The sequence below is a fragment of the Rhizorhabdus dicambivorans genome, assembly GCF_002355275.1.
In the GTDB taxonomy this organism is placed as follows: domain Bacteria; phylum Pseudomonadota; class Alphaproteobacteria; order Sphingomonadales; family Sphingomonadaceae; genus Rhizorhabdus; species Rhizorhabdus dicambivorans.
On the sequence record NZ_CP023449.1, the window covers coordinates 4,943,222 to 4,955,818 of the forward strand.

Annotated in this window: 11 protein-coding genes; 8 read left to right on the forward strand and 3 right to left on the reverse strand. The window is 67.9% G+C overall.

Annotated elements, in window-relative coordinates:
• The first annotated feature begins 45 nt into the window (after positions 1-45).
• From CMV14_RS23285 to CMV14_RS23310, 7 genes are all read left to right on the forward strand, one after another.
• Positions 46-294, forward strand: coding sequence for a hypothetical protein (locus CMV14_RS23285; RefSeq protein ID WP_096367880.1), 249 nt, complete (start codon positions 46-48; stop codon positions 292-294).
• 143 nt (positions 295-437) lie between these two features.
• Positions 438-1,628 (forward strand): efflux RND transporter periplasmic adaptor subunit, encoded by a 1,191-nt coding sequence (locus CMV14_RS23290; protein ID WP_066968729.1) that lies wholly within the window; start codon positions 438-440, stop codon positions 1,626-1,628.
• A 9-nt stretch (positions 1,629-1,637) separates the two neighbouring features.
• Positions 1,638-4,799, forward strand: coding sequence for an efflux RND transporter permease subunit (locus CMV14_RS23295; protein WP_066968727.1), 3,162 nt, complete (start codon positions 1,638-1,640; stop codon positions 4,797-4,799).
• On the forward strand, positions 4,796-6,220 hold the full coding sequence (locus tag CMV14_RS23300; RefSeq protein ID WP_066968725.1) for an efflux transporter outer membrane subunit: 1,425 nt from the start codon (positions 4,796-4,798) through the stop codon (positions 6,218-6,220). The genes CMV14_RS23295 and CMV14_RS23300 overlap by 4 nt, the downstream gene beginning before the upstream one ends.
• A 53-nt stretch (positions 6,221-6,273) precedes the next feature.
• Entirely contained in the window at positions 6,274-6,465 is a 192-nt protein-coding gene (locus tag CMV14_RS27255; RefSeq protein WP_238147129.1) for a hypothetical protein, read from the forward strand.
• A gap of 54 nt (positions 6,466-6,519) precedes the next feature.
• Positions 6,520-7,002 carry a hypothetical protein gene (locus tag CMV14_RS23305; protein ID WP_238147130.1) on the forward strand — a complete coding sequence of 161 codons (483 nt, stop codon included), beginning with the start codon at positions 6,520-6,522 and terminating at the stop codon, positions 7,000-7,002.
• 66 nt (positions 7,003-7,068) lie between these two features.
• Complete coding sequence (locus tag CMV14_RS23310) at positions 7,069-7,470, forward strand: EF-hand domain-containing protein (protein ID WP_066968723.1); 402 nt, start codon at positions 7,069-7,071, stop codon at positions 7,468-7,470.
• A gap of 73 nt (positions 7,471-7,543) precedes the next feature.
• Here the strand turns inward: CMV14_RS23310 and pyrG are convergent, their stop codons facing one another.
• The 3 genes from pyrG to tpiA all read right to left on the reverse strand — a co-directional run bounded on the left by pyrG (position 7,544) and on the right by tpiA (position 10,519).
• Positions 7,544-9,178 (reverse strand): CTP synthase, encoded by a 1,635-nt coding sequence (gene pyrG / locus CMV14_RS23315; RefSeq protein ID WP_066968720.1) that lies wholly within the window; start codon positions 9,176-9,178, stop codon positions 7,544-7,546.
• A 139-nt stretch (positions 9,179-9,317) separates the two neighbouring features.
• A complete protein-coding gene (gene secG, locus CMV14_RS23320; protein ID WP_066968719.1) occupies positions 9,318-9,689 on the reverse strand; it encodes a preprotein translocase subunit SecG in 372 nt (123 codons plus the stop codon).
• Positions 9,690-9,766: 77 nt separating this feature from the next.
• Positions 9,767-10,519, reverse strand: coding sequence for a triose-phosphate isomerase (gene tpiA, locus CMV14_RS23325; protein ID WP_066968716.1), 753 nt, complete (start codon positions 10,517-10,519; stop codon positions 9,767-9,769).
• Between the two features lie 133 nt (positions 10,520-10,652).
• Here tpiA and CMV14_RS23330 point away from each other — a divergent pair, with 133 nt between their 5' ends.
• Positions 10,653-12,590: a peptidylprolyl isomerase gene (locus CMV14_RS23330; protein ID WP_066968714.1), complete on the forward strand. Its 1,938-nt coding sequence runs from the start codon at positions 10,653-10,655 to the stop codon at positions 12,588-12,590.
• Positions 12,591-12,597 lie beyond the last annotated feature (7 nt).

Genomic DNA, 12,597 nt, shown 5'->3' on the forward strand with positions numbered 1-12,597 from the left:
CTTATTCTTCGATCACCCGCGGGGCTGGGCGAGAGGAGAAGGATGATGAAAATCAAGACGATGTTCGCCGCCATCGGCCTGGCGGTCGCGACCCTGGGCGTCAGCGGCACGGCCGAAGCGCGCGACCGCTGGGATGACCGCGACGATCGCCGTTGGGATCATGATCGGCGCTGGCACCGCGATCGCCATTGGGATCGTGGACGTCACTGGGATCGCCGTCGCCACTGGGGCCGTCACCGTGTGCACTGCTGGACCGAATGGCACCGCCATCAGCGCGTCCGGGTCTGTCGCTGACCCTTTGATATTGCACTGCGGCAGCCTTCCTCCCGGATTCGGGGGGAAGGAGCCCGTAATATTACAGTTTTGACACGCAAAAAACTTCGCAACCGCGAACGCCAGTGATTGTTTTGACTGGTCGGTACGGGTAGCAGCAACATATGCTCGCCGCGGTTCGCGAAGGTCATCGGATGAAATTCCCTGCAGTCGCCCGCAGCAGCGGACTTGTCCTGGCCATCTGTGCACTGGCGGCCTGCTCGAAGGACAAGCCCAAGCCGCCCCCGCCCGAAGCCGGCTTCATTGTCGTAAGAACGGAAGCCGTGCCGCTCTATATCGAGTTGCCGGGCCGGACCGCCGCCTATGAAAGCTCCGAGGTCCGCCCCCAGGTGACCGGCGTGATCAAGGCGCGGCTGTTCGAGGAAGGCGGCCTCGTCCGCGCCGGCCAGACGCTCTACCAGATCGATCCCAGCCTCTACCGGGCAGCGCTCAACCAGGCCGCTGCGAACCTGCAGAATGCCCGTGCCCAGCGCGAGGCCGCCGTGGCGCGCGCCGACCGCTTCCGCCCGCTGGCCCAGATCGAGGCGGTGAGCAAGCAGGACTATACCGATGCCGCCGCCGCCGCGAAGCAGGCAAACGCCGCAGTGGCACAGAATGCGGCCCAGGTGGAAACCGCGCGGATCAACCTGCGCTTCACCAATGTCCCGGCCCCGATCACCGGCCGCATCGGCCGGTCGCTGGTCACCACCGGCGCGCTCGTCACCGCCGGCCAGGCCGATCCGTTGACCACGATCCAGCGGCTCGACCCGATCTTCGTCGACGTACAGCAGTCCAGCGCCGATCTGCTCGCGCTGCGCCGCCAGCTTGCGGGCGGGGGCGCGATGCCGTCGGCCGCCACGGTGAGTCTGAGGCTGGAAGACGGCAGCGATTATCCACTGAAAGGCCGGATGGAGTTCGCCGAGGCGATGGTCGATCCCGCCACCGGCACCGTCACCCTGCGCGCGCGCTTCCCCAATCCGAACGGGCTGCTGCTGCCCGGCATGTATGTTCGCGCCGTCCTGTCGCAAATCACGGCGCGGGAGGCGATCCTGGTCCCCCAGGCTGGCCTGACCCGCAATCCCAGAGGCCAGGCGACGGTGATACTGGTCGGCAAGGACGACAAGGCCGAGCTGCGCCCCGTCACCGCAGACCGCACGGTCGGCGACAAATGGCTGGTGACCGCCGGCCTCAAGGCCGGGGACAGGGTGATCGTGGAGGGGCTGGGCAAGATCAAGCCCGATCAGCCGATCCGGCCGGTACCGGCGGGGTCGCCACCGCTGCCGAAGAAGCCGGGCGGCCAGGCCAGGGCCGGCTGAGCCGGATCGATGATCTCGCGCATCTTCATCGATCGTCCCATCTTCGCATGGGTCATCGCGATCATCATCATGCTGCTCGGTGCGGGCGGCCTGGTGAGCCTGCCGGTTTCGCAATATCCCAATATCGCTCCGCCTTCGGTGAACATCCGCGCCAATTATCCGGGCGCCTCGGCCGAGACGATCGAATCGAACATCACCCAGATCATCGAACAGCAGCTGACCGGTATCGACGGGCTGCTCTATTTCTCGTCCAGCTCGAACTCGGCGGGACGCGCCGACATCACCGTGACCTTCGACAAGGGCGTCGATCCCGACATCGCCCAGGTCCAGGTGCAGAACAAGGTACAGCAGGCGCTTCCCCGGCTCCCGCAGCAGGTGCAGCAGCAGGGTCTGGTCGTCACCAAGTCCAACAGCGACTTTCTGATGGTCGTCTCGCTCTATGACGAGAGCGACCGTTCCACCAACCGCGACATCGCCGACTATCTGATCTCGAACCTGCAGGACGGTATCGGCCGCATTCCCGGCGTCGGCGACCTCAACGTCTTCGGCGCCCCCTATGCGATGCGCATCTGGCTCGATCCCTACAAGCTGTCGGGGGTCGGACTGACGCCCGACGACGTCATCTCGGCAATCCAGGCGCAGAACGCGCAGGTGGCGGCCGGCCAGATCGGCGGCGTGCCGTCCTCCGACAAGCAGATGCTCAACGCGATCGTCACCTCCCGATCGCGGCTGACGACGGTCGACCAGTTCAACAAGATCATCGTCAAGCCGCAGGGCGACGGCGCGCGCGTGCTGCTCCAGGACGTCGCCCGGGTCGAGCTGGGCAGCGAGAACTACAACGTCATCGGCCGGGTCAACCGGCATCCCGGCGCCGGCATGGCGATCCTGCTCGCGCCCGGTGCCGACGCGCTCAAGACGTCCGAGCTGGTCCGCGCCTATGTCGAGGAGGCCTCGACCCGCTTCCCGGCATATTACAAGCACCAGTTCCTCAACGACGCGACGGCATTCATCAAGCTGTCGATCGAGGAAGTGGTCATCACCCTGCTCGAGGCGATCCTGCTGGTCGTGCTGGTGATGTTCATCTTCCTGCAGAGCTGGCGCGCGACTCTGATCCCGGCGATCGCGGTGCCCGTCGTGCTGCTCGGCACCTTCGGCGTGCTCGCGGCGGCCGGCTTCTCGATCAATACGCTGACCCTGTTCAGCCTGGTGCTTGCCATCGGCCTGCTCGTCGACGACGCGATCGTCGTGGTCGAGAATGTCGAGCGGGTGATGGAGGAGGACCCCGACATCACGCCGCGCGAAGCCACGATCAAGTCGATGGGCGAGATCAACACGGCGCTCGTCGCGATCGCGCTCGTCCTGTCCGCCGTGTTCCTGCCGATGGCGTTCTTCGGCGGATCGACCGGCGTGATATACCGCCAATTCTCGATCACCATCGTTTCGTCCATGGCGTTGTCGGTGCTGGTCGCGCTGGTGCTGTCCCCGGCCCTGGCCGCATCGCTGCTCAAGCGATCCGACAAGCAGGCCAAGATCGCACGGGGCGGTTTCGTCGGTCGGGCCTATGGCCTTGGCGAGCGCTTCAACAGCTGGTTCAAACGGGTTTCGGATCGCTATCGCGAAACGGTTTCCAGACTGTTCGGCTATACCCGCCAGGCCCTGATCCTGTTCGTGCTGGTCGTCGTCGCGCTGGTCTTCGCTTTCATGCGCCTGCCGACCGGCTTCGTCCCGAACGAGGATCAGGGCATCGCCCAGCTGCAGTTCAACCTTCCCCCCGGCGCCACCATCAACCGCACCGACAAGGTGATTCGGGAGGTCGAGGATTATCTCGCCAAGCACGAACCCCGGAATATCGCCAACACCTATATGCTCGCCGGCGCGAGCTTCGCCGGACAGGGCCAGAACACCGGCCGTGGCTTCCTTCGCTTCGCGCCGTGGGACGAGCGCAAGGGAGCGGAGAACAGCGCCGCCGAAGTCGCGCGCCGCGCCTCGATGGGGCTGTCCTCGATCCGCGATGCGCAGATCTTCGTGCTCACGCCGCCGTCGATTCCCGGCCTCGGCCAATCGACCGGCTTCTCGATGGAATTGCTCAACAGCGGCAATCTCAGCCGTGAGGAGTTCAAGGCGCGCCGCGACCAGCTGCTCGCCGCCGCCGCCGCCGATCCCGACCTCGCCAATGTCCGCCTCAACACGCTGGAGGACACGCCGACCCTGACGGTCGACATCGACAACGAACGGGTAGGCGCGCTGGGCATCAGCCAGGCGGCCGTCAACCAGACGCTGACGGCCGCCTGGGGCGGCCTCTACGTCAACGACTTCGTCGATCGCGGGCGGGTCAAGCGCGTCTATGTGCAGGGCGACACTGCCTTCCGCAGCCGCCCCGAGGATCTGGCGAGCTGGCACGTCCGCTCGAGCAGCGGGCGGATGATCCCCTTCTCGGCCTTCGCGACGATCCACTGGGCGCAGGCTCCCAATGTCCTGACCCGCTTCAACGGCGTGCCCAACTTCACCATCTCGGGCCAGGGCGGGCCGGGCAAAAGCTCGGGCGACGCGATGGAGCGGATTTCCGAGATGGCCGCCGAGATCCCGGGCACCTCGATAGGCTGGTCGGGACTCAGCTATCAGGAGCGGCTCTCGGGCGGACAGGCTCCGATCCTCTATGGGCTGTCGGTGCTCGTCGTCTTCCTGTGCCTCGCCGCGCTTTACGAGAGCTGGTCGATCCCGCTCGCGGTGGTCGCGGTCATCCCGCTCGGCCTGATCGGGGCCGCGCTGGCGGTGACCCTGCGCGGGCTGGAGAACGACATCTTCTTTCAGGTCGGCCTGGTCACCACCATGGGATTGAGCGCCAAGAACGCCATCCTGATCGTCGAGTTCGCGGAGCAGGCCGAGAAGGAGGGCAAGACGGCGGTCGAAGCCGCGCTGGAGGCGGCACGCATCCGCCTGCGGCCGATCCTGATGACCAGCTTCGCCTTCATGTTCGGCGTGCTGCCGCTCGCCATCTCGACCGGGGCCGGAGCCCGCGCCCGCAACGCGATCGGCACGGCGGTGCTTGGCGGGATGATGACCGCCACGCTGTTCGCGATCTTCTATGTGCCGATATTCTTCGTCCTGGTGCGCAAGCTGTTCGGCAAGAAGAAACATGCCCAGCCGCCGATGGCGGAGGCCGCACCATGATCCGCCGCGCCGTCCTGCTGCTGCCGGTGCTGGCGCTGCCGGCCTGCAGCCTCGCGCCCGCCTACAAGCGCCCAACCCCCGCGATCCCGGCCGCGCTGCCCGACGCCGGCCAGACCGCCGAGCCGGCCCCCGCCTCGCTCAGTTATCGCGACGTCTTCCGGGATCAGCGCCTTGCCACGCTGATCGACCAGGCACTGGCCAACAACCAGGACCTCAAGGCGGCGCTCGCCAATGTCGAATCGGCGCGTGCGCTGGTGACGGTCACCCGTGCCGACCTGCTGCCCCAGCTCGACGCCAATGCCGGCGTTACGACGGGGGACTCCTCGAACGCGACGCGCGGCAATATCGGCAACGGGAATGCCGGCGGCGGAGGCACGGGCGGCCGGCGCACCAGCTACAGCGCCAATCTGGGCGTCAGCTGGGAGATCGACCTGTTCGGCCGGCTGCGCAGCCTGAACGACGCCGCCTTCAACCAGTATCTCGGCACCGATGCCGCCCGGCGGGGCACGAAGCTGAGCGTGGTCGCCGGCGTCGCCAATGCCTGGCTGACGCTCGCCGCCGACCGCAGCCTGCTGGCTGTCGCGCGCGATACGCGGACAAGCGCGGCCAGGAGTGTCGAACTGACCCGGGCCCTGCTTCAGGGCGGCGTCGCCCCGCGCACCAGCCTGCGCCAGGCGGAAACGGTGCTGTCGCAGGCCGAGGCCGATGAGGCCAGCCTCGAAACGGCGGTGGCCCAGGACCGCAACGCGCTGGAGCTGCTGGTCGGCGCGCCGGTGGCCGACGAATTGTTGCCGGCCTCGATCGAAAGCCTGGACGGCACGCTCGCCGAAGCGCCGGCCGGGCTCGATTCGTCGATCCTGCTGCGCCGGCCGGACGTGGTACAGGCCGAATATGGGCTGCGCGCCGCCAATGCGCGGATCGGCGCCGCGCGCGCGGCCTTCTTCCCGCGCATCGGCCTCACCGCGCTCGCCGGCTTTGCCAGCAGCGCGCTATCCAGCCTATTCGACAATGGCGCGTTCAACTGGAGCGTCGCGCCGTCCGCCACGCTGCCGATCTTCGATGGCGGCGCGAATCTCGGAAACCTGCGCTATTCCCGGGCGCAACGCGACCTTGCCCTCGCCACCTACCAGAATGCGATTCAGTCGGCCTTCCGCGACGTTGCCGACGCGCTCGCCCGCCGCGCGACGATCGATCGGCAGCTTGCCGCCAGCACCCGGCTCGACGCCGCCGCGCGCGATTCCCTGTTCCTGGCCAATGCCCGCTTCCGCGAGGGAGTCGATCCCTATCTCAACCTGCTCGACGCGCAGCGCACCGCCTATGGCGCCGCCCGCAGCCTCGCCCAGACCCGGCTGCTCAAGGCGCAGAACCTCGTCACCCTCTACCAGTCGCTCGGCGGCGACGAACTGATCGACGCGCGCTGAACGCGTTCGAACCGTTCAACGCGCGTTCAACCGGCAGGCCGTCAGACGCAGCGATGCAGCCGCCCCCCGCGCAAGGGCCGTCCCCGGGCCGGCACGATCTGCTGAGGCGCCGGGCCATCGGCATGGCGGCGATGGCGGTCGTCCATATATTGGGCTTCCTGCTGCTGCTGTCGCTGGCCCCGGACATGGTACGCCGGATCGCGCCGGAACTGAAAAGCTTCCCGCTGATGTCCTATTCGGAGTAGCCAGCGCCCAAGCCGGCCGCCCGATCCGATGCGCCCCGCCGCCGGACCGAGCCGGTGCCGCAGCCGCAGACGCCCGTCCCGGTGCCCCAGTTGCCCCCGAACATGATCCTGATGACCTCGGACCAGTTCCGCGCGAGCGACATCGCCAATATCCGTCCGCAGCAGGCCGACGCCGCCACGGGCAACGGCGGCGGCGGCAGCGAGGTGGCGCAGGGGCCGGGGGAAGGCCCCGGAGGCGAGAAGCTCTACCCGGCCGACTGGTATCGCGAGCCGACCACCGCCGAGATGGCCTTCTACCTGAAGGGCAGGAGCCAGGCCGGCTGGGCCATGATCGCCTGTCGCACCGCCCCGGCCTTCCGTGTCGAGGACTGCCAGGAAATGGGGGAATCGCCCAGCGGATCGGGGCTGGCGGGCGCGCTTCGCCAGGCCTCCTGGCAATTCCGCGTCCGGCCGCCCCGGATCGGCGGCAAGCCCCAGATGGGCGTATGGGTGCGCATCCTCTTCGACTTCCAGCTGGGCGTCATCCGGCAGCGGTGAAACCCATTCACGCCTCGGTCAGTTGATCCCGGCCAATGCCCCGCTGACAATTTGGGATACGGACCGATGAAGAGATTGATGTTCGCAGCTTCGCTTATGCTTGTCGTCGCCGGCGCCGGCACCGCCCAGGCCGCGCTCCAGCTCGGCGAGCGACCCATCACCCGGGCCGAGGTGATCAGCGTCGCCAAGAAGCAGTTCGCCCAGATGGACACCGATCGGAACGGCACGGTCAGTCCGCAGGAGTTCGAGCGCTATCGCGAAATCCAGAACGCCCAGCCCGACCAGGGCCGGGGCCTCACCCGCATCGGGCGCGGCTGGTTCGACAAATGCGACACCAATGGCGACGGCCGGGTGAGCCAGGCCGAGGCGGTGGCGCGTCCGCTGGGCCTGTTCGACATGGCCGACGTCAACCGCGACGGCGTGGCGAGCCTTTCCGAACAGAATATGGCGATGCTGTTCATCAAATAGGGCACCGCCACCCCTCTCCCCGCCGCCCGTCCCGTCCGTTCCCGGGCGGACGCACGGCAGGCGGGGTCGGCCCTCAGACCAGCCGGCTCTGGTTCACCGCCGCCTCGATGAAGCTCGCGAACAGCGGGTGCGGATCGAACGGCTTGCTCTTCAGCTCCGGGTGGAACTGGACGCCGACGAACCAGGGATGGTCGGGCCGTTCGACCACCTCGGGAAGTTCGCCGTCGGGCGACATTCCGGAGAAGACCAGACCGCCCTTTTCCAGCGCGTCCTTGTAGCCGGCATTGACCTCATAACGGTGGCGATGCCGCTCGGAGATGGCGATGCCGCCATAGATGGTGGCGGCATGGCTGTTGCCGGAGAGCACCGCATCATAGGCACCGAGCCGCATCGTGCCGCCCAGATCGCCGCCCGCCTCGCGCTTCTGCAGGCCCGATTCGGTCATCCATTCGGTGATCAGGCCGACCACCGGCTCGTCGGTCGGGCCGAATTCGGTGGTCGAGGCGGCGGCGATGCCGGCGGTGTTGCGGGCGCCCTCGATGCACGCCATCTGCATGCCCAGGCAGATGCCGAAATAGGGCACCTTGCGCTCGCGCGCGAACTTCACCGCGGCGATCTTGCCCTCCGATCCGCGCTCGCCGAAGCCGCCGGGGACGAGGATCGCATTCATCGGCTCCAGCTGGGCGGCGATCTCGGCCTCGTCCTGCTCGAACAGTTCCGCGTCGATCCAGCGAATGTGGACCTTCACCCGGTTGGCGATGCCGCCATGGACCAGCGCCTCGTGCAGCGACTTATAGGCGTCGAGCAGGCCGACATATTTGCCGACGACGCCGATCGTCACCTCGCCCTCGGGATTCTCCAGCCGGTCCATGATCTCGGTCCAGCGGCTGAGCTCAGGCTCTTCCTTGGGCTCGATCCCGAAGGCGGAGAGGACGGCCTCGTCCAGTCCTTCCTCATGATATTGCAGCGGCACCGCATAGATGCTGCTGGCATCCAGTGCGGGGATGACATGCTCCTTGGGCACGTTGCAGAACAGCGCGATCTTCGCGCGCTCATTGTCGGGCAGCGGCCGCTCGCAGCGGCAGACCAGCACGTCGGGCTGGATGCCGAGCGAGGTCAGGTCGCGCACGCTGTGCTGGGTCGGCTTGGTCTTCAGCTCGCCGGCCGCCGCGATATAGGGCACCAGCGTCAGATGGACGAAGATCGAATTGCCGCGGCCGAGATCATTCCGCAGCTGGCGGATCGCCTCCATGAAGGGCAGCGATTCGATATCGCCGACGGTGCCGCCAATCTCGCACAGCACGAAATCGAGGTCGTCGACGTCGGCCCGGGCGAATTCCTTGATCGCATCGGTGACGTGCGGGATGACCTGGACGGTGGCGCCCAGATAGTCCCCGCGCCGCTCCTTCTGGATGATCGTCTGGTAGATCCGGCCCGAGGTGATGTTGTCCGACTGACGGCCGGGAACACCGGTGAAGCGCTCATAATGGCCGAGATCGAGGTCGGTCTCCGCCCCGTCGTCGGTGACGTAGACCTCGCCATGCTGATAGGGCGACATCGTGCCCGGATCGACGTTCAGATAGGGATCGAATTTACGGATACGGACCCTGTAGCCGCGCGCCTGGAGGAGGGCGGCAAGGCTTGCCGCCATGAGACCCTTGCCAAGCGAGGAGACCACGCCGCCGGTGATGAAAATGAACCGCGCCATGGGAAGATGGGCTTAACCGCGCGAGGGGGCGAAGAGCAAGGTGGGAACCTCCTGATTTTCGACAAAAATTGTGGACGAACGGACGAACGGACGCCCCGCCATAAGCGGCAACGTCCCTCATCCTACTGATCTTGTTTGTTTATTGCGGCGTCGCGCCGTTGGCTGGCGCGCTGCCGCCCTGCGCGGCGGCGGCGGCGAGAGGATCGGCCGCCGGCGGCGGGCCTGCCGGCTCCGCGCTGCCGCTCGCGGTCTTGCCGACCAGCGAGGTGTCGATCTTGGTCGGCGCTCGCTCCACCGAGGCCAGCGCCGCGAGGATGATCGAGAGCAGCACGAAGACCGTCGCAAGGATCGACGTGACCCGCGTGAGGAAATCGGCGGCGCCGCGCGCGCTGATCAGGCCCGAGGGGTTGCCCCCCGAAGCGAGTCCGCCACCTTCCGACCGCTGCATCAGGATGACGGCGACCAGGGCCGCCGCGACGATGATGTGGACAACGAGCAGGAAGGTGAACATCGCGAACTTTCAATTGCGGAATTGCCGCGCATCTAGTGCATCGGCGGCCAAGGTTCAACCTTGGCGCCTTGCGCTCCTCAGGCCGATGCCGCCACCGCGCCTTCGATGATCGGCACGAACTGCGCCGCGGTCAGGCTCGCGCCGCCGACCAGCGCGCCGTCGACATCGGCGACGGCCAGCAGTTCCCGCGCATTGTCGGGCTTCACCGAGCCGCCATACAGGATGCGCACGCCCGGGCCCTCGCCACCCAGCAGCGCGCCCAGCTTCGTGCGAATCGCGGCATGCATCTCCGCGACGTCGGCGGTCGACGGCGTGCGGCCGGTGCCGATCGCCCAGACCGGCTCATAGGCGACCACCAGGGTCGCGGCCTTGCCGTCGCGCGGGATCGAGCCGTCGAGCTGGCCTTCCACCACCGCGACCGCGCGGCCCGCGTCGCGCTCGGCCTCGGTCTCGCCGACGCAGACGATCGCGGTCAGCCCGGCGCCGATCGCGGCGACGGCCTTGGCCTGCACCTCGGCATCGGTCTCGTGCTGGTCGGCGCGGCGCTCGCTATGGCCGACGATGGCGAGCTTCGCGCCCGCCTCCGCCAGCATCGCGGCGCTGACGCAGCCGGTGTGCGCGCCCTTCGCGTTGCCGTGGCAATCCTGCGCGCCGATGGCGAGGCCCGGCTGGCGCTGCGCGGCGGGGGCGATGAGCGTGAACGGCGGGCAGACCGCGACGTCGACCCCGGCCTGCTCCCGCGCCGCTGCCGCGATCGCATCGAGTTCGGCCAGCGCCTCCAGCGATCCGTTCATCTTCCAGTTTCCGGCGACCAGCTTGCGCAATGCCATCTTGACCCTCGTTTCTCGTTCGCGACCGCCCTTAAGAGGCAAAGTCGCCCCCCGCAACCGTCCGCCCGTTGCGATGCCGGGCTTAGCCCCTTATGGCAACGCAACGCCCTTCCCGATCTCAGACGGAACACCGATGATCACCTTCTTCCGTAAAGCGCTGTCGTCGTGGATCGCCCTCGGCATCCTCGCGCTGGTCATGATCGCCTTCATCATCACCGGGGTCGAAAGCCCCAGCATGATGGGTGGCGGCAGCACCAGCGGCGGCACGATCGCCAAGGTCGGCGGGGAAAGGATCGGCGGCGCCGAACTCGCCCGCCTCATCCAGAACCAGATCGACGGCATCCGCCGCCAGCAGCCCAGCTTCGATCAGAAGACATTCCTGGCCCAGGGCGGCTTCGAAGGCGTCACCGAAGGCCTGATCGGGGGCCGCGCGGTCGAGGTCTGGGGCAAGGAGCATGGCTTCGCGGTCGGCAAGCGGCTGATCGATGCGGAGATCGCCGGTAACCCGGCCTTCCGGGGCATCACCGGCCAGTTCGACGAGAATGTGATGCGCAACATGCTGGCGCAGGCGCGGATCAGCGAAAAGGATATGCGCGCGAACATCGCCGGCGATCTGCTGCGCAACCAGATCCTCACGCCCGTCGCGGCAATCGCCATCCCGCCGGTCAAGGTCGCCCGCCCCTATGCAGCGCTGATGCTGGAGGAGCGGATCGGATCGGTCGGGATCATCCCGCTCGCCGCGCTCGCCGATCCGCGCCCGCCGAGCGAGGCCGAGATCGCCGCGGCCTACAAGGCGGATATCGCGGCCTATACCCGGCCGGAAGCGCGGGTGCTGCGCTATGCCCTGTTCGGTGCCGAGCAGGTCGCCGCATCCGCCGCGCCGACCGAAGCCGACATCGCCGCCTATTATCGCGAGAACGCCGCAACCTATGCCGCGCGCGAGACCCGCAGCCTCACCCAGCTGATCACCCCCAACGAAGCGCAGGCGCGCGCGATCGCCGCGGCCGCCAAGGGCGGTGCATCGCTGTCCGCCGCCGCGACCAAGGCCGGCCTCGAGGCGGTGAGCATCGCCAATCAGAGCCGCGAAGATTATGCCAAGGCCGCCGGCGCCGCCGTGGCGGGCCAGGTGTTCGCCACGGCCAAGGGAGGGCTGGCCGGCCCGATCAAGGGATCGTTCGGCTGGTATGTGGTGAGGGTCGATACCGTCACCGGCACGCCGGCCCGTTCGCTGGAGCAGGCCCGGCCCGAGATCGTCACGCTGCTGTCGGCCCGGAAGTCGCAGGAGGCGCTGGCCGACCTTGCCGGCCGGATCGAGGATGCCATCGCCGATGGCGGCAGCCTGGCCGAGATCGCGGCCAACAACAAGCTGACTGTCGTGGAGACCCCGCCGATCCTGGCGAACGGCCAGCCGGTGTCGGCGCCCGCCGGCTGGACGCCTCCGGCTGAACTCAACGCCCTGCTGAAGACCGGCTTCGAGAGCGATCCTTCCGATCGGCCGACGGTCGAGACGGTCATTCAGGAGCAGCGTTTCGCGCTGCTCGGGATCGCCCGCGTCATCCCGCCGACGCCCCTGCCGCTGGCCCAGGTCAAGCCGCTGGTGATGCGTGACATCATCGCCAAGCGCGCCGCCCAGCGCGCCAAGGCGATCGGCGAAAAGGTGACTGCCGCCGTCAACCGGGGCGTCCCCCTGGCCAAGGCGATGGCGGAAACCGGCGTCAGGCTGCCCCCGCCCGCCCCCGCCCGCGCGAAGCAGATCGAAATCGCCCGCGCGCAGCAGGGCGGCGCGCAGATTCCGCCGCCGGTCCAGGCCCTGTTCGCATTGCAGAAGGGCAAGGCGAAACTGATTCCCAGCGATCGGGGCGACGCGCTGTTCGTCACGGTGCTGGACAATGTCATCCCGGGCGATCTGGCCACCAATCCCCAGCTTCTCCAGCAGATGCGGGGCGACCTGCAACGCGTGCTCACTCCCGAGCTTGGCGAGCAGTTCATCCGCGCCGCCGGTGCCGAGGTGAAGATCAAGCGCTACCCGGACGCGATCGCGGCGGTGAAGCGCCAGATCGCCGGCCAATAGGCCCAGC